14 protein-coding genes and 1 pseudogene are annotated in these 16,297 nt (G+C 68.7%); 2 read left to right on the top strand and 13 right to left on the bottom strand.

Annotated features, from left to right (window positions below; translation table 11 throughout):
• Positions 1-899: pseudogene (locus DA1_RS06130) on the bottom strand (hypothetical protein); the annotation flags it as partial.
• A gap of 478 nt (positions 900-1,377) precedes the next feature.
• Here DA1_RS06130 and DA1_RS06125 point away from each other — a divergent pair.
• Positions 1,378-2,697, top strand: coding sequence for a L,D-transpeptidase Cds6 family protein (locus tag DA1_RS06125; protein WP_230590728.1), 1,320 nt, complete (start codon positions 1,378-1,380; stop codon positions 2,695-2,697).
• A complete protein-coding gene (locus DA1_RS06120; protein WP_034391066.1) occupies positions 2,697-4,211 on the top strand; it encodes a L,D-transpeptidase family protein in 1,515 nt (504 codons plus the stop codon). The genes DA1_RS06125 and DA1_RS06120 overlap by 1 nt, the downstream gene beginning before the upstream one ends.
• A gap of 71 nt (positions 4,212-4,282) precedes the next feature.
• Here the strand turns inward: DA1_RS06120 and DA1_RS06115 are convergent, their stop codons facing one another.
• The 12 genes from DA1_RS06115 to DA1_RS06060 form a co-directional block, all read right to left on the bottom strand.
• Complete coding sequence (locus DA1_RS06115; RefSeq protein WP_013803741.1) at positions 4,283-4,672, bottom strand: hypothetical protein; 390 nt, start codon at positions 4,670-4,672, stop codon at positions 4,283-4,285.
• A 128-nt stretch (positions 4,673-4,800) separates the two neighbouring features.
• Positions 4,801-5,877, bottom strand: a complete 1,077-nt coding sequence (locus DA1_RS06110; protein ID WP_034391068.1) for a GntR family transcriptional regulator — start codon at positions 5,875-5,877, stop codon at positions 4,801-4,803.
• 70 nt (positions 5,878-5,947) lie between these two features.
• Positions 5,948-7,138 (bottom strand): ABC transporter substrate-binding protein, encoded by a 1,191-nt coding sequence (locus DA1_RS06105; protein WP_034398271.1) that lies wholly within the window; start codon positions 7,136-7,138, stop codon positions 5,948-5,950.
• A 23-nt stretch (positions 7,139-7,161) separates the two neighbouring features.
• A complete protein-coding gene (locus tag DA1_RS06100; protein ID WP_034391071.1) occupies positions 7,162-8,262 on the bottom strand; it encodes a CobW family GTP-binding protein in 1,101 nt (366 codons plus the stop codon).
• Positions 8,259-8,603: a hypothetical protein gene (locus DA1_RS06095; RefSeq protein WP_230590729.1), complete on the bottom strand. Its 345-nt coding sequence runs from the start codon at positions 8,601-8,603 to the stop codon at positions 8,259-8,261. The genes DA1_RS06100 and DA1_RS06095 overlap by 4 nt, the downstream gene beginning before the upstream one ends.
• A 191-nt stretch (positions 8,604-8,794) precedes the next feature.
• On the bottom strand, positions 8,795-9,553 hold the full coding sequence (locus DA1_RS06090) for an SDR family NAD(P)-dependent oxidoreductase (RefSeq protein ID WP_034391076.1): 759 nt from the start codon (positions 9,551-9,553) through the stop codon (positions 8,795-8,797).
• 11 nt (positions 9,554-9,564) lie between these two features.
• Positions 9,565-10,341 (bottom strand): SDR family NAD(P)-dependent oxidoreductase, encoded by a 777-nt coding sequence (locus tag DA1_RS06085; RefSeq protein WP_034391078.1) that lies wholly within the window; start codon positions 10,339-10,341, stop codon positions 9,565-9,567.
• A 7-nt stretch (positions 10,342-10,348) separates the two neighbouring features.
• A complete protein-coding gene (locus tag DA1_RS06080; RefSeq protein WP_034391080.1) occupies positions 10,349-11,794 on the bottom strand; it encodes an MFS transporter in 1,446 nt (481 codons plus the stop codon).
• 28 nt (positions 11,795-11,822) lie between these two features.
• Entirely contained in the window at positions 11,823-12,698 is an 876-nt protein-coding gene (locus DA1_RS06075; RefSeq protein ID WP_013803733.1) for a polysaccharide deacetylase family protein, read from the bottom strand.
• 1 nt (position 12,699) lies between these two features.
• A complete protein-coding gene (locus DA1_RS06070; protein WP_034391083.1) occupies positions 12,700-14,133 on the bottom strand; it encodes an amidase in 1,434 nt (477 codons plus the stop codon).
• Positions 14,134-14,265: 132 nt separating this feature from the next.
• On the bottom strand, positions 14,266-15,048 hold the full coding sequence (locus DA1_RS06065; protein ID WP_034391085.1) for a siderophore-interacting protein: 783 nt from the start codon (positions 15,046-15,048) through the stop codon (positions 14,266-14,268).
• Positions 15,041-16,249, bottom strand: a complete 1,209-nt coding sequence (locus DA1_RS06060) for an arabinose transporter (RefSeq protein ID WP_034398272.1) — start codon at positions 16,247-16,249, stop codon at positions 15,041-15,043. The genes DA1_RS06065 and DA1_RS06060 overlap by 8 nt, the downstream gene beginning before the upstream one ends.
• Positions 16,250-16,297: the final 48 nt, after the last annotated feature.

The raw sequence follows: 16,297 nt of genomic DNA, 5'->3' as shown, positions 1-16,297 counted from the left end.
GGGTTGGTTGGGTTCGTGGGATCCGTGGGATTGGTCGGATTCGTAGGATTGGTCGGATTTGTCGGGTTCGTGGGATTGGTCGGATTCGTGGGATCCGTGGGGTTGGTCGGATTGGTCGGGTTCGTTGGGTTTGTTGGATTGGTGGGGTTGGTCGGGTTCGTAGGATCCGTGGGATTGGTCGGATTCGTAGGATTGGTCGGATTTGTCGGGTTCGTGGGATTGGTCGGATTCGTGGGGTCCGTCGGATTGGTGGGGTTTGTCGGATTCGTGGGATCCGTCGGATTCGTCGGGTTGGTGGGGTCGGTCGGGAGCGGGGGCGCCGGATCGTCGTCGCTGCTGTTGGCTGCTGCGATCAGGCCTACGCCGCCCGCGCCGATCAGGCCGGCCAGCAGGAAGTCGCTGAGCACGGAGCCACCGGCTGCGGCCGCGGCGCTTTCCTTGGTGACGATCAGGCCCAGGGCGTCGCCGTCATTGGCGGGTGCCACCTGGACGTTGCCAGAGGCCAGGTCCAGCACCATGGCCCCGGCGCCGTCGCCGTCGCGCTGGGTCAGCGTGGCCTGCGTGCCGCCCTCGAAGGTGCCGACCAGGGTCTGGCCGTCCTTGCCCTGGAACAGCGCCTTGGCGCTGCCGTCGGCGGGCACGATGATCTTGTCGCCCACCTGCAGCGCGCTGCCGGGCTGGGCCATCAGGGTTTCTCCGTTGCGCACGATCTGCACGCCCGGGCTGACCTGGGACATCGTGGCGGGGCCGGCGCCCCGGGGCATGAGCACCGCAGCCGCGCCGGGCTGCGTGTTCGATGTGCCCAGCTGTGCAAGCACAACGGTGGAGGGCTGCTGGTCAGCAAACTGCACGGGGCTGACGGTGGTGTTGCCAGTGGGCTGCATCGATTGGGCGGTCATTTGCTCTCTCCAGACAAGGGTTGAAACGACAAGGTCAGACGGTGGCTTGGAAGCCGTGAAATCTGTCGAGCCCTTTTGTGCAACATGCATGCCATGTGCCGGTGGCAGGTCTGGATGGCCTAGGAATCTTCCTAAGATATTGATTTGTATGGTTTTTGTTATTGATCACAATGTCTCAGCAACGGTCTGTTACGGCACACGTTACGTAACGCCGCCCGGTCCGCTCCGTTACCTCGGAGCAGGCTTTGCGCCGTGTTTCATGGCCCTTGTCTCAAGGACCCATGCAGCGGGGCAAGGTGGCTTTCGCCTATAAAATCGCTGGCTTTTGGCTGCAGGCGCATATCGGCGTGTGCAAGAAGCCCAAAAGCGAACAGGCCCGTCTTCCAACTTTCATTGCGTAGAGAGCGCCCATATGCTGATTTCGTCCAGAGTTCCGTCGCGAGTGCCGGGTCGTACCTATTTGCGGATAGCCCGACCTGTGGCCATTGCCGCCTTCAGCCTGGGGGCCGCTTTGTGCGGGGCGTTTGCCCATGCGTCGCAGGAGGCGGTGGACGAGGTCTCCCGGCTGCTGGAGCAGGGCAAGGCGCCCCAGGCCGCCAAGCAGGCCGAGGCCTACCTCAAGCAGAACCCGGCCGATGTGCAGATGCGCTTTCTGCAGGGCGTGATCGCGGCGGAGCAGCGCCAGAACGCCCAGGCCATCAAGATCTTCACGGCGCTGACCCGTGATTACCCCAGCCTGCCCGAGCCCTACAACAACCTGGCCGTGCTGTACGCTGCCGAGGGCCAGGAGCGCAAGGCCTCGGAAGTGCTGGAGCAGGCCATTCGCACCAACCCCAGCTACGCCACGGCGCATGAGAACCTGGGCGACCTGTATGCGCGCATGGCCAGCGATGCCTATGCCAAGGCCTTGCAGCTGGACGGATCGCGCCAGGCCATCCAGCCCAAGCTGGCCCTGATCACGCAGATCTTCCCCAAGCAGGGCGGCGCCCAGGTCAAGACGGCCCAGGCCACGGCCACAGCGACGGCCGCCTCGACCAAGGTGGCCGATGCCAAGGCAGCCCAGGCCCGCGAAGCCGACGCCAAGCTGGCCGAGACCCGCGCCGCCGAAGCCAAGGCCGCAGAGGCCAAGGCTGCCGAATTCAAGGCCGCTGAAGTGAAGGCCGCCGATGCCAAGGCCGCCCAGGCCAAGGCGGCGGAAGCCAAGGCTGCCGAGGCCAAGGCTGCAGAAGCCAAGCTGGCCCAGGCCAAGGCGGCGGAAGCCAAGGCGGCAGAGGCCAAGCTGGCGCAGGAAAAGGCAGCTCAGTCCGCACAGGACAAGGCCCGCGCGGCCGAGGAAGCCCGGCAGGCAGCGGCCAAGGCCGCTGCTCCGGCCACCGCAGCCGCCGCCACCGCCGTGGCCGCCGCCGAGCCTGCCAAGGCAGCGCCTGCCGTCGATGAGAAGAAGGCCGCACAATCGGCTGCCGCGCAGGAAGTGGAAGCCGCCGTCAAGGCCTGGTCCACCGCATGGGCCGGCCAGGACATGGACCGCTACCTGGACGCCTACAGCGACCACTTCTCCCCGGCCGATGGCAGCAGCCTGGCCAAGTGGAAGGAACAGCGCCGCCAGCGCATCGTTGGCCGCACCGCCATCGTCGTCAATGTGCGCGACCTGAAGGTGACCGTGGATGGCGACAAGGCCACGGCCCAGTTCCGCCAGTACTACGCATCGGGCGCGCTCAAGACCACTACCCGCAAGACCCTGCGCATGCAGCGCGAAAAGGGACAATGGCGCATCACCCATGAAGGAACCGGCTCCTGATGCCTGAAAAAGCGCGTCCCCTGGCACTGCCACCCACCGGCCTGCTGCGCCTGCATGCGCGGGCCGCCGGGGTGGCCGTGCTGCTGGTCGCGCTGTCCGCGGTGTCCTTCAGCCCGGCAGCCCATGCCAGGCAGGCCAAGGCCAAGGCATCCAAAACGGCAGCTGCCAAGCCTGTCTCCTCCAAGCCTGCCTCCGGCAAGGCGGGCGCAGCCAGGCTGCGCGCGGCATCGGGCAAGCCCGCCCTGGCCGCCGCTGCGGTGGCCACGGCGGGCGGTGCCGCTGCCGTGGCAGCCACCCATGCCAAGGCCGCCGCCCCCGTACAGCAAAGCCAGGCGGAGGCGCGCCTGCTGGCCATCATCCGCCAGGTGGAGCAGCGGGATCTGGACGGCGCGCTGAAGGCCGCCGGCGATCTCACCGCCGAGGTTCCCAATTTCCGCGCAGCCCAGCTGGTGTATGCCGACCTGCTGCGCTTCAAGACCGGCCGTGCCGGCGAGGTGCTGGCGGGCACGCCCGTCGCCGCCTCCTCCGCTCCCGGCCATCCGGGCCAGGGCGTGCTGGTGCGGCACAACCTGTCCGTGGGCAGTGTCGCGCGGCTGGAAGGCCCGGCCAGTCCCACGCAGGCCCAGCTGCAGGATCTGCAAAACGAACTCAAGCGCCGCCTGCAGGCCGACAGCGGCGCGCCGCCCGCGGGCTCCGTTCCCGGCGAGTTCCTGATGCTGGGCGCGTCGGTGCGGCATGCGATTGCCATCGACGCCAGCAAGTCACGGCTGTACCTGTTCGCCCATGAGGCGGGCGGGCTGCGGCTGGTGGGGGATTTCTATGTCTCCGTGGGCAAGCTGGGCACGGACAAATGGCAGGAAGGCGACCAGCGCACGCCGCTGGGCATCTACTTCGTGGGCCGCCACATCCCCGGACCCCGGCTGCCGGAGTTCTATGGCAAGGGTGCGCTCACGGTCAACTTTCCCAACGACTGGGACAAGGCCGTGGGCCGCTCGGGCAGCGGCATCTGGCTGCATGGCTCGCCGCCCGACCAGTTCTCGCGCGCGCCCGAGGCCAGCGATGGCTGCCTGGTGCTGGCCAACCCCGACCTCACCTTGCTCATGCAGACCGTGGACCGGCAGACGCCGGTGCTGATCCGCGAGAAGCTGCAGTGGGTGGCCCCCAAGGCCCAGGCCCAGCAGAAGGCGGCAGATGCCTTTGTGCGTGTCGTCGAGGAATGGAAGAGTGCCTGGGACGGGGCCGACCCGCGCAAGCTGGCCGCGCTCTACGCGCCGGACCTGCTGCAGTCGCCCGCCTCGCGCGCATCGCAGGAACGGCTGGCCGCCTACCTGAACCGCCCCGGCGTGACGCTGCAGGACATGTCCATCTATTCCTGGAAAGATGCCAAGGGGGAGATCCGCGTGGTCAACCTGCGCGCCAGCAGCAAGGCCTTCGCCGAAGGCCTGCCGCTGCGCCAGTACTGGCGCAAGACGGGCGGGCGCTGGCAGCTCTTTTCCGAAGACGTGATGGGCTGAACCGGGCCGAGTCCGGTTGCTCCCGATAGCGTCCGATAGCGCCCGATAGCGTCAGGCGGGGCCCGGCCGGCTCAGGTGGTCTCGTTCTTGCGGTTGCTGTCGAACCGGCGCTCCGCATCGAACAGATGCTGTATCAGCACATGCGAGGTCATGTTCACGCCGATCCCGCCAATCATGGCCGGCAGCAGGTACAGCGCCGTGGACAGCTCCGAGACGAAGATGGCGTTGTCCGACAGCGACGGCGTCTGCCGGGCCGCCGATGCCAGGCTTTGCAGCAGGTAGACATCCACCCCCGCCATGGCCACCAGGGCCAGCCCGAACAGCAGTACCGTGGTGCGCGAGATGCTGCGCTTGGCCAGCAGGGCCGCGTAGATGGCGCAGGGAAGAACGACCGAGAAAACCACCAGGCTCCAGAATCTGGCTTCGGTGAAGACGGTGGTGCTGATGCGCAAGGCGTTCATCGGTGCGGTCCTTTGGGCGCCCAATATGCCGTGCTTGCGTAAACGCCCGGTGAACGGCAGGCAAACCAGCGGTTCCACATGCAACCAGCCGCGCCGGCCTGCGGCAGCCGACTGCAGCAATCACAAGATCAGGTCTGCCGCACCAGGTAGGCGGGCAGCTGCGTCTCAGGCAGCACGGCCAGCACCTTGAGCTGAAGCTGGGCGCGCTTGCGCGCCTGGGCCAGATAGTCCTGCAGCGCCTGTGCGGCCCGCTCGTACTCCCCCTCCCACAAGGCATCGACGATCTGCCGGCAGTTCTCGGTCAGCGGCGGGTTGGGCGATTGCGGAAACATGCGGCAGAAGGTGCTGTGGATCAGCCAGGGCATCTGGCACTGCTGCAGCATGCCCACCAGCTTGTCGTTGGGATGCCGGGCCAGGAAGTCGCCATGCAGGTGCTGCTCCACGCGCTGTTCCAGGCGCTGTTCCGGGCGCAATGTTTCCTGCGTGTCCGGAACACCCGGCGCCGTCGCGCCTTGCAGGCCGTGGCGCAGGCTGGCGAGCATGTCTCTGTCCAGGCGCGGCCCGCTTTCGCGCAGCGCTGCGGGCGCCAGCAAGGCGAGCAGCTCGAAGTCCTGATTCACCGCGCGTGCCGTCAGCGCGGCCACCCGCCAGGCGGCGTAGGTGCTTTTCTCCACCAGCCCTCTATCTACCAGCCGGCTCAGCACCTCGCGCAGGGCCACGCGGTTGACGTTGAAGTGGTCCATGGCGGCGCTCTCATCGATCTGAAAGCGCCCGAAGATCATGGCGATGGAGATGGACTGCTCCAGCTCGTCGTGGATGCGCTCGCTCTCCGATGGAATGTGGATCGTGGCCTGGCCCGCCTCCAGGCCCAGGGCCTGCGCGTCCAGTGTCAGGCGCTGGGGCTGCACGGCCTGCCCGGGCCGGGCGACCAGGTAGCCGCGTCCGTCGAAGGTGCTCAGCAGCCCTTCGGCATGCAGCAGCTCGAAGGCCTTGCGCACGGGAATGCGGCTGGTGCCGAAGACCTTGGCCACGGGCCCCTCCAGCAGCACCAGGCCGGGCGCCACCCGCTGCTCGACGATGGCCTGGCGCAGGCGCTGGCGTATCAGTTCATAGCGCAGCCGGCGCTCGGAATCGCCAGATTCGCCGCTCTCGCCGGTCTCTTCGTCCCGCGCAGTCTGCGTGGATGCTTGTATGGCTCTTCTCATTCCTGCTTCATCTGCGTGTGCGTGTGCGTGTGCGTGTGCCGCCGCCAGCGGGGGCCGTCATCGGGCAGGACTATACGGCGCGCGCACGGCGCAGCAGCGTGGCCCACTGGCGCACCAGGTAGTTGTGCTCGTCCATGACGGTGTTCCAGACGGCGATGCGGCCCAGGCGCTGCTCGTAGGAGCCGCCGTCGCGCACGCTGCCGCGCGGGACCACGAGCTGGCCGTCGGTGCCCTGCAGGTCTTCGGCGGCGGGCAGGCCGGCGTACCAGTAGTCCCATTCGCTGGCGCTCAGGTGCTCGCGCGTGCGCAGCGGGTTGGAGATGTAGTAGCCCTGCCGCGCCATCGCGGCACCGGGCCAGCCGGATTGCCACCAGTTCAGGTAGCGGTAGGCGGCGTCCAGCGTGTCGCCCCTGGCCTGGCTGGAGATGCCCAGACCGCCGTACCAGGCGCGGTAGCCTTCGCGCGGACAGGCCAGGCGGTAGTCCAGTCCCGCCGCGCGGTAGTGGCCCATGGCCGGCGACCAGTGGCTCTGGATGGCAACGCCTGCATCGATCATCAGCCGTGCCGCATCGGCGTAGTTGCCCCAGAAGCCCCTGAACTGCTCGGACTCCTGCCGCTGCAGCAGCACGGCCATCATCCGGTCGATTTCCTCCAGCCCCAGGTTGCTGATGTCGCCGAAACGCATGTCGCCGCTGGCCTGCAGGGCAAGGGCCGCGTCCAGCGCGCCGATGGCGGCATCGGCCTGCAGCGCAGCACGCCCTCGGCAGGCGGGGGAGACCAGCCAGGACCAGCTTTCCTCGGCCTGGTCGAACAGCGCGGGCAGGGCGGCGGGCAGGTAGACAAAGCTGTCGACGTTGTGCGTGAGCGGCAGCATGGAGATATGCGCGCTGGGCACATCGCTGACGCTGCCATCGGCCTGCACATACAGGCGCGTGACAGGATTGCAGCCCGCGCCAAAGGCCGCCTGTGGCGTGATGCGGCCGGTGCGGGGCAGGGCGTTGACCTCGTCCCAACAGGTCAGGCGCGCCGTGTCGATGGGCTGCAGGGTGCCGGTGGGCCACAGGAAATCCACGCTGTGGAACCACTGGTCGTACAGGTCGAAGCTGTCCTGGCGCATCACGGCCTGGCGCTGGGCGTCGAAGCCGTCCAGCACCTCGAAATGGATGCGTATGCCCAGGTCCTGCTGCGCACGCTGGCGCAGGGCTTCGGTCAGCGTCACCGAGGTGCCGAGGACACGCAGTTCGGGATCGTTCTTGCGCATGTTGCGGTCCTTGCCGTGGAGGTTCACGCAGTGTGGGGTGAGGGGCTTGCCGGGGTCTGGCTGCCATTGTCCTGCGAGTGGAGGCGGTAGAACGATTGGAACGATTGCCAGGAGGCCCTGACCTGCTGCTCATCGAGCCCGGCCGTGATGAAGACCAGGCGAGAGCGCCTGTCCTCGCCCGGCCACTCGGGCAAGTGCTCGGGGGCGTGCATGAGATGGCCCATGCCGTGCAGCGCCGTGGGCTGCCCCTGCGGCCAGCCATCCGCGGCCACGGCCACCAGTCCCTTCAGACGCAGCAGCCGGTCGCCATGGCGGTGCAGCAGCATGGTCAGCCACAGGGTGAGCACGCACCAGTCCACCGGGCTGTCAAGTTCCAGGCAGAACGCCTGGGCGCCTGCGTGCAGACCCTGGCCCTGGCCCTGGCGCTGGCCCGTGCGGCCGCGCGGCGTGCCGGCAATGGCGCGTGCCAGCCAATCGGTTTGCAGGGCATGGGATTCCTGCATTTGCCAGGCAGGCGGTACCGCTGCGCCAGGGCCGCAGGTGACGATGCTGGCCAGGGGATTGATCTGCGCCAGTTGCGCGCGCTGTGCCTGGGCCTGCTGTGGCGTGGCCAGGTCGGTCTTGCTCAGGTACAGCCGGTCGGCCGCCGCGACCTGGGCCAGCCATTCGGGGCGCCGGGACTGTTGCCACGGGGCATGCAGTGCATCGACCACGGTGGAGATGAAGGCCGGCCTGAAGATCTGGCGCAGCTGCGCATCGCCGATCAGGGTGGCGATCACGGGGCCGGGCGCGGCCAGCCCCGTGGTCTCCATCAGCACCCTTTGAAAAGGCGGCAGCTCGCCGCGCAGGCGGCGCTGGTGCAGGCGCCACAAAGCGTCCTTGAGTTCGCCGCGTATGGCGCAGCAGACGCAGCCGTTGTCCAGCAGCACCGTGTCGGCGTCTACGCGGCCCACCAGCAGATGGTCCAGCCCCACGGCCCCGAATTCGTTGATGAGCACCGCAGTCTCGCCCGCGGGCGAGTCCTGCAGCCACTGCCTGAGCAGCGTGGTCTTGCCGCTGCCCAGAAAGCCCGTGAGCACGCCTACGGGCAGCCGCTCGCCGTGGTGGTCCGTCAGGCCGCTCATGGCACCTGCTCCCTGTGTTCCTGCGCTGGTGCCCGCCCTTGTGCCCGATCTTGTGCCTGCCCTTGTGCCTGCGCCGGCTGCCACGGCATGGCCAGCGGATCCAGGGCTCGGCCCAGCATCTGTTCGGCGGCGGGCCACAGCGCGCCGAAATCGGCAATCAGCACGCTGGCCCCCGTGGGGCCGGCCAGCACATAGGACTGGCCATGGAAGTCGCTGAGCCGCAGCCGCCACAGCGCCAGCAGCCGGTTGGCGCGCGCAATCTGAATCAGCCGCTGGCGGCGCCCGGCCGATCCGGCCGGCGCCTGGCTCCAGTGGCCGGAGGCCTGCAGCAAACCGCACATTCCACACATGACAGAAACCCTTTCGGTTGCGAATGGAGCCGCCTGCGAAACTGGCGCAGCCAAAGAGCAGAGACACCGAGGAAGGGCCTATGCCGGCCGCGCCGCCCCGCACCGAGGGTGTCGCCGGCTGCCCGTACGCCCCCCTCCGAAGAGAGGGGGAAGGCGCGAAGCGACTCAGGGGGTGCTTCTTTTCACGGCATGACATCGCCGGAGTTGGGCCCCAGCGTCTGCCCCACATACAGATTGCCACCGGGATCGGAGGCCAGCAGCACCGCCGTGGGCGCCACCTCGTCGGCGCGGCCGAAGCGGCCCAGCGGCAGGCTGGCCTCCTTGGCGCGCTTCCAGTCCGCGCTGATGCCATCGACCAGCGGCGTGGCGATGGGGCCGGGGGCAATGGCGTTGACCAGGACATTGTCGGGTGCCACTTCCAGCGCCAGCGACTTGGTGAAGCCGATCACGCCGGCCTTGGCCGCCGCATAGTGGCTCAGTTCCACGCCGCCCTTGATGCCCAGCTGCGAGGCGATGTTGATGATGCGGCCCCAGCGCTGCGACTGCATGTGCGGCACCGCGCGCCGCGCGCACAGGAAGACGCTGCGCAGGTCCACGCGCAGCATCTCGTCCCACATCGCGGTGGACATGTCGGCGCAGCGCGACTGGGTGAGCATGCCGGCGTTGTTCACCAGGATGTCGATGCCGCCAAAGGCCTGCACGCAGCGGTCGACGATGCGGTGGGCCGTGGACTCGTCGCCCACGTCGCCGATGACGGTCTCGGCCTGCGCGCCCAGAGCGCGGCAGCGCCGGGCCACGCTGTCGGCGCGGGCGGCATCGATGTCGGCCAGCAACAGCTGCGCGCCGGCCTGCGCATAGGCCAGGGCGATGGCCTCGCCGATGCCGCTGCCGGCGCCTGTCACGACGGCGCGGCGGCCGTCCAGGGGCTTGGAGGTGTTCATGTCGGATGTCCTCAACTGGGCCAGCGCACGGTCAGGCCGCCGTCGGCAATGATGGATTGGCCGGTGATGTAGGAAGCCTCGTCGCTGGTCAGGAAGCGGATCAGGGCGGCGATTTCGCGGGCCTGCCCCACGCGTCCCAGCGGGATGCCCCTGGCCGCCAGCGCCAGGCCATCCGGCCCCAGCGAGTTGACCGGGTCCAGCGATTGCGGCGTCTCGATCAGGCCGGGGATCACGGCATTGCAGCGTATGCCGCGCGGTGCCAGCTCCATGGCCACGGAACGACACAGCCCGGGCACGCCTGCCTTGGCGGCCGCATAGTGGGCATGCTGCTCCCAGCCGTAGACGCCGCCTGCAATGGAGGAGACAGCCACCATGGCCCCGCCTGCAGCCATGTGGCGCGCACTGGCCCGGAAGGTGCGCATCACGCCGCCCAGGTCGATGTTGATGACCTCCAGCCACTGCGCATCGCTCATCTCGACCAGGGCCGCCTGGCGCAGCAAACCCGCATTGGCGACGGCGAAGTCCAGCCGGCCGAAGCGGTCCACGGCGACCCGGGCCAGGTGCTCGACCTGTTCGGCATCGCCCACATCGACCGCCTCCATGACGCACCGCCCGCCCGCGCGTTCGACGAGTTCCAGGGTCTGGCCGGGATCGTGCGGATCCCGGGGGTAGTAGCTGCCGGCCACGGCAATGCCTGCCTGCGCATAGGCCACGGCCAGCGCCTGGCCGATGCCGCTGGCGGCGCCCGTGACGAGGGCCACCTTGTTGCTGGGGGTGTCCGGGTTCATGTCGGCCTCACTTCACGGTCTCGGGATCGACATGGGGCGCCAGAAACATCAGCAGGCCCGAGGCCGCGCAGGGAATGGCGCCCCAGTACAGCGCCGCCTGCACCCAGTCCGCCCCCTGCGAAAGCGTCCAGGTCACGCCAAAGCCTGCCGCGATGGCGCCCACCTGGCCCATGGCGTTGACGAAGGAGCTGGCCGTGGCACGGATGTGGCTGGGAAAGCTCTCGCCGATCAGGAACAGGGCGGCTGCATAGGGGCCGATCAGGAAGAACAGCCCCAGCGAGTACAGCGGCACGATGCGCCAGAAGTCGCCCGAGGGCGCGTTCAGCATGAGCGCGAAGGCCAGGCCACCCAGCATCCAGCCGATGGCCACGGCGTTGCGCCGGCCTATGCGGTCACCGAGCCAGCCATGGAAGACATAGCCCAGAAAGCCCGCGAGATTGGAGATGATGAGCACCTGCAGCGCACTGGAGAAATCCACGCCCTTGCCCGGCGTGCCGCCGGCGCCGCCCAGCACCGAGGTGCCCAGCACCGCGAAGATCACGATGGCGAACCAGTTCAGGAAAAAGCCCAGGGCCAGCGACAGCGTGGGCCGCAGCGAGGCACCGCGGAACATGGCCGACAGGCCGGTGTGCTGCTCCTGCTGTGGGCTGGCGCCATGCTCCTGAGCCAGGCGCATGGCCTCTGCCTCGCGCCCGGCGCGGCGCAGATCGGCCACGCGCCGCGCGGTCAGGAACTGGGGCGTCTCTACCAGCCGGCGGCCCAGCACGGCGATCACCAGGGCCGGGAACATGGCGAACACGAAGGACAGCGCCCAGCCGCCGCCCTGGCCGAACCAGCGCTCGCCCAGCGGATACAGCAGGGCCACCAGCACGGCGGTGAGCACGGCGCCCACGGGCCAGCCGCCCTGCACCAGCGAGTAGATGAAGCCACGCCGCCGCAGCGAGGCCGGGTCGGTATAGACCAGGGAGAACAGCTCGCTCAGGTAGGTGGCGTTGATGCTTTGCTCGGCATAGCCCAGGCCCGCCAGCGAGCGCACCACGATCAGCAGCACGAAGCCCAGGCCCGCCGACAGGCCGATCACCCAGCCGGCCAGCGCTGTCAGTCCCGAGCACAGCGCGGCGCCCGCCACGGCGATGATGATGCCCTTGCGCCGGCCCAGCCGGTCGGCGATGGGGCCGATGCCGAAGGCCACGATCACCGTGCCCAGCGTCACCCAGGTGTTCAGGCGCGCCTGCTGCTCGGCGCTCCACTGGAAGTGCTCGCCCAGCTGCGGCAGCAGGGTGCCGAAGAGGATGAAGTCGTAGACGGCGAACACCCAGGCGAAAAAGCAGACCCAGGTGGCGTAGCTGACCTGTCTGCGCGTCACGGTGGGCGCGGTCCAGGGGGCATCGATCCCGGCCGGGGCCGGATGGCCGGCGCCTGGGGCGTCGGAGGCAATGGCGGAGGTATTCATGGTGTCCTCGCTGAGGTGGGATGCGGCATCAACGCGGCTGGCGGCGCAGGAAGTCGTCGGCGATCTGGTCGCACGTCATGAAGCGCACGCCCTCATGCGACTGGAAATGCTCGATCAGGCGTTCCAGCATCAGCAGCACCTGGGGGCGGCCGGAGACATCGGGGTGGATGGTGATGGGGAAGACCGCGTAGTCGTGCTCGCGGTAGACCCAGTCGAACTGGTCGCGCCACATCTGCTCTATGTCGCGCGGGTTGACGAAACCGTGGCTGTTGGGCGACTTCTTGATGAACATCATGGGCGGCAGGTCGTCCAGATACCAGTTGGCGGGGATCTCGACCAGCCGTGTCTCCTTGCCGCGCACAAGGGGTTTCATCCAGGTGTCTGGATGCTTGCTGTAGTCGATGCGCGTCCACTGGTCGCCCACGCGCACGTAGTACGGGTGGAAGTCGTTGTGCATCAGGCTGTGGTCGTACTTGATGCCTTTCTTGAGCAGCAGCTCGTTGGTGACCGGGCTGAATTCCCACCACGGAGCGACGTAGCCCGTGGGCGCGCGGCCGGCCAGCCGCGTGATGACTTCGATGCTGCGGTCCAGCACGGCCTCTTCCTGCTCGGGCGTCATGGCAATCGGGTTCTCATGGCTGTAGCCGTGGATGCCGATTTCGTGGCCCGCGTCCACCACGGCCTTCATCTGCTCGGGAAAGGTTTCGGCGGAGTGGCCCGGAATGAACCAGGTGGTCTTCAGGCCGTATTTGTGGAACAGCTTGAGCAGCCGCAGCGAGCCGACCTCGCCCGCGAACATTCCGCGCGAGATGTCGTCGGGCGAGTCCTCCCCGCCATACGAACCGAGCCAGCCGCCGACGGCATCGACGTCCACGCCAAACGTGATCTGGATTTCCTTGCTCATGTCATGCACTCCTATCAATGGGAACGGTGGAGGGGGAAAGAACCTGTTCGACGCTCAGCGCAATGCGCAGCAGCCGGTCGTCATCGCCCCGGGGGCGCATGAGCTGCAGGCCCGTGGGCAGAAACGCAGGCCTGCCGTCCAGGCCGGGAATGCGCTGCACGCCGCTGGGCAGGGCCACGGCCGGCGTGTCCAGGTAGCTGCCGGGCATGGTCAGCCGCAGCGTGGCGAGGTTGGTTTCGGCAAACAGCCTGTCGTCGTCCAGCAGCGGCAGCAGCAGGGGTGCGGTGTGGCCCGTGGTGGGCAGCACCAGGGTGGCATCGCCCAGCTCCTGCGCGAACAAGGCCATCAGTGGTGCGCGCTGGGCGATCAATGTCCGGTAGCTGTCAGGACTCAGATTCCTGGCCGCCTCCAGGCGCTGGCGCACGCGCGGGTCCATGCGTGCGGCCTGATCGGCATCGTCCAGGCGTGCGCGGTGGGTGGCAAAGGCTTCATGGGCACCCAGCCAGCCATGGCGCCGGGTCAGCGTCCGTACGGCGCGCAGGCTGCGCAGCGTGCGGCGCTCCACGCGGGCACCCCGGGTCTCCAGCAAGGCCAGGGAGGACAGGAGGTTGTTGCGCACGGGAGCTTGCACGCGGTCGTCATCCAGCAGGCTGAGGTCCGTGCAGAACACCTGATTGCGCAGGTCCGCGGCAGGGGATGCGTTGGCATGGCCGTCGTCGGTCAGCCCGCGCAGCACGCGGTCCAGCGCCATGCAGTCGGCCACGCTCAGGGCCAGCGGCCCCAGGGTGTCCAGGGACGGCGCCAGCGCAAACACGCCCTGCAGGCAATAGCGCCCCCTGCTGGCGCGATAGCCCGCCAGCCCGTTGAAGGCGGCGGGAATGCGCACGGACCCCGCCGTGTCCGTGCCCATGGCCAGCGGCCCGCACCCCAGGGCCACGGCCAGCGCAGCGCCGCTGGACGAGCCTCCGGGCGCCCGGTCGTGGCCTCCCTCATGTGCAAACACCGGCGTGCCGAAGCAGGGATTGAGCCCCAGGCCCGAGTAGGCGAACTCACTGAGATTGGTCTTGCCCAGGCAGACCATGCCGGCCGCTGCGGCACGCGCTACCACGGTGGCGTCGGCCCGGGCTGGCGCGGCCGACTGCAGCAGGGCCGAGGCCGCCGTGGTCGGCGTGCCGCGCACGTCGAACAAGTCCTTCCAGCTGATGGGGATGCCGTCCAGCGGCCCCAGCGGCCGGCCCGCGCGCCAGCGCTCCGTGGACTGCCGGGCCTCTTCGAGCGCGCGGTCCGCCGTGATGCGCGTGAACACGGACTGGCTTGCGCAGGCCACCCGCAGGCAGTGCTCCGTGGCTTGCATGGGCGTCAGCGTGCCGGCTGCATACGCCGCATGCAGTTCGGAGGCCGAGGGAGGCGCCGTCTGGCAGCCATTGGTTTTCATTGAATTTGAATGTTGATGTCAAAGTTCATTTTTTGATTCTAGTGAGCGCCTGCATCCCGCGTCCGGGTGGTTACCCGGGGGATGTGGCGCTGTTGATGGGGGGAGAAAGCTGCGTGCGCAGCCCTAGCGGCTCTAGCGATCCTTGTGGTCCGCCTCGCCGGATTTCCAGTAGCCCTTGGTGCTCAGCTGGGTGCGGGCGATGCCACGGTCCAGGAAGTGCATCTTCAACGTGCGCATGGCGCCGGACTCGCCGGCCATCCACAGATAGCCGATGCCCAGCGGCAGCGGCCGGTACATGAGCCGCTGGCACAGCCTCTGGCCGGGCTGGCCGGGCTGGCCTGGCGCAGCGGTGATCCACTCGGTGCGCCAGTTGGCGGCGCTGTCCATGGGTTGGCATTCGCCGTCGTCGACGATTTCCACATAGGCCTTGACCCGGGCGGAGGCCGGCAGTCTCGCGGCGATGGACTGCATGGCCGGAAGGGCCGATGCATCGCCTGCCAGCATCATCCAATCGGTGTCGGCCGGTGGAGCGAAGCCGCCACTGCGCGGGCCGGCAATGGCCACCTGCTCGCCCACGCGGGCCTGGGCGGCCCAGCGGGAGGCAGGGCCGTCGCCGCCAGCGGAGGTGTTGTTCTCATGCTTGGCATTGAATGCATCGCCATGCAGCACCAGGTCAATGTCCAGCGTGCCGGCCTGGCGGTCCACGCTGCGCAGCGTATAGGCCCGGCCTTCGCCGGACGGCAGGAACAGCTTGACCCAGGCAGCGGGCGCATCCGCTGCGGGCGCTCGCGAGAAGGCGGCAATCTGCTCGCCGCCCAGCGTGATGCGGCGCATGCGCGGGGTGATGGACTGCACGTTCACCACGGTGCCCAGGGCGCGCTGCGTGCCGGCGGGGGTGTGAAGCGGCTCAGCCATGGGAGGCTCCCCGGGCTGCGTTCACGCGCAGCAGCAGGGCCACGGCAATGGACAGGGCCACGCTCACGGCGGCGGCGAAATACACGTCTCCGACGCCCGTGACACTGGCCAGCAGCCCGGCGGCGGGGGCCGTCAATCCCATGGACAGGTCGAAGAAGGCCACATAGGCGCCCATGGCCGCACCGCGCGCCTGGGGTGGCGCACGGCGGACGGCCTCCACGCCGAAGGCCGGGAAGGCCAGCGAATAGCCGAAGCCGGTGAGTGCGGCTCCCGCATAGGCCCAGGCCGCATCGCCGCCGCCCCAAATCAGCAGCAGGCCCGCCGCCTCCAGCGGAATGCTGGCCAGCGCCACCCGCACGCCACCCAGCTTGTCAGGCAGATGGCCGAAGAACAAACGCGCCCCGATGAAGGCCAGGCCGAAGGCCGTGAAGGCCAGCGAGGCCGCGCCCCACCCGCGCGACGCGAACAGCAGCGCCGCAAAAGTGGTGATCACGCCAAAGCCCGCGCTGGACAGGGCCAGCCCCAGGCCGGGCAGCCACACCGTGCCCAGCACCTTGTAGAACGGTGTGCGGCGCTGGGCCGCAGCCGGCGTGGCGCGCAGGCCCCAGACCATGACCAGGGCGGCCAGCGGCAGCACGATGGTGGCCACGGCAATGCCCGAGAAGCCCCAGGCCGCCTGCACTGCCACGCCGGCCGGCGCGCCCGCCGCATAGGCGCCGTACATGGCAATGCCCACCCAGGCCATCACCTTGCCGGCATGTTGCGGGCCGATCATTCCCATGCCCCAGCTCAGGGCGCCGGTGATGATCAGGCTCTCGGCGCAGCCCAGCATCACGCGGCCGGCGGCCAGCACCCAGACTGCGGCCTGTCCGCCCTCGAAGGCGCGGGACATCAGGTAGGCCACGCCCGAAGCGGCGGCCAGCAACATACCCAGCACCACGGCACGCCTGGCGCCGCGCGTGTCGGCCAGAGAGCCGGCCCAGGCCCGCGACAGCAGGGCCGCCGCGAACTGGCAGCCCATCACCGTGCCCACGCCCAGCGTGCCCAGTCCCAGGGTCTGGCTCAGGTGCAGGGGCAGCACGGGCATGGGCATGCCCAGGCAGAGAAAGCTGACGAAGACCGCCAGCGTCAGCGGCAGCAGCCGCGCGAATGCGTTCACCGGCGGCGACGCGGCCGCGGATGGCGAAATTCCGGAAGACATGTGCATTCCCTTTCAAATACGAGTAAAAACTCAGATCACATGTCCAGG

Source organism: Delftia acidovorans NBRC 14950 (assembly GCF_001598795.1).
Classification (GTDB): domain Bacteria; phylum Pseudomonadota; class Gammaproteobacteria; order Burkholderiales; family Burkholderiaceae_C; genus Comamonas; species Comamonas acidovorans.
The sequence above is the reverse complement of the archived record's forward strand: the minus strand, read 5'-3'. Positions and strand labels throughout refer to the sequence as shown.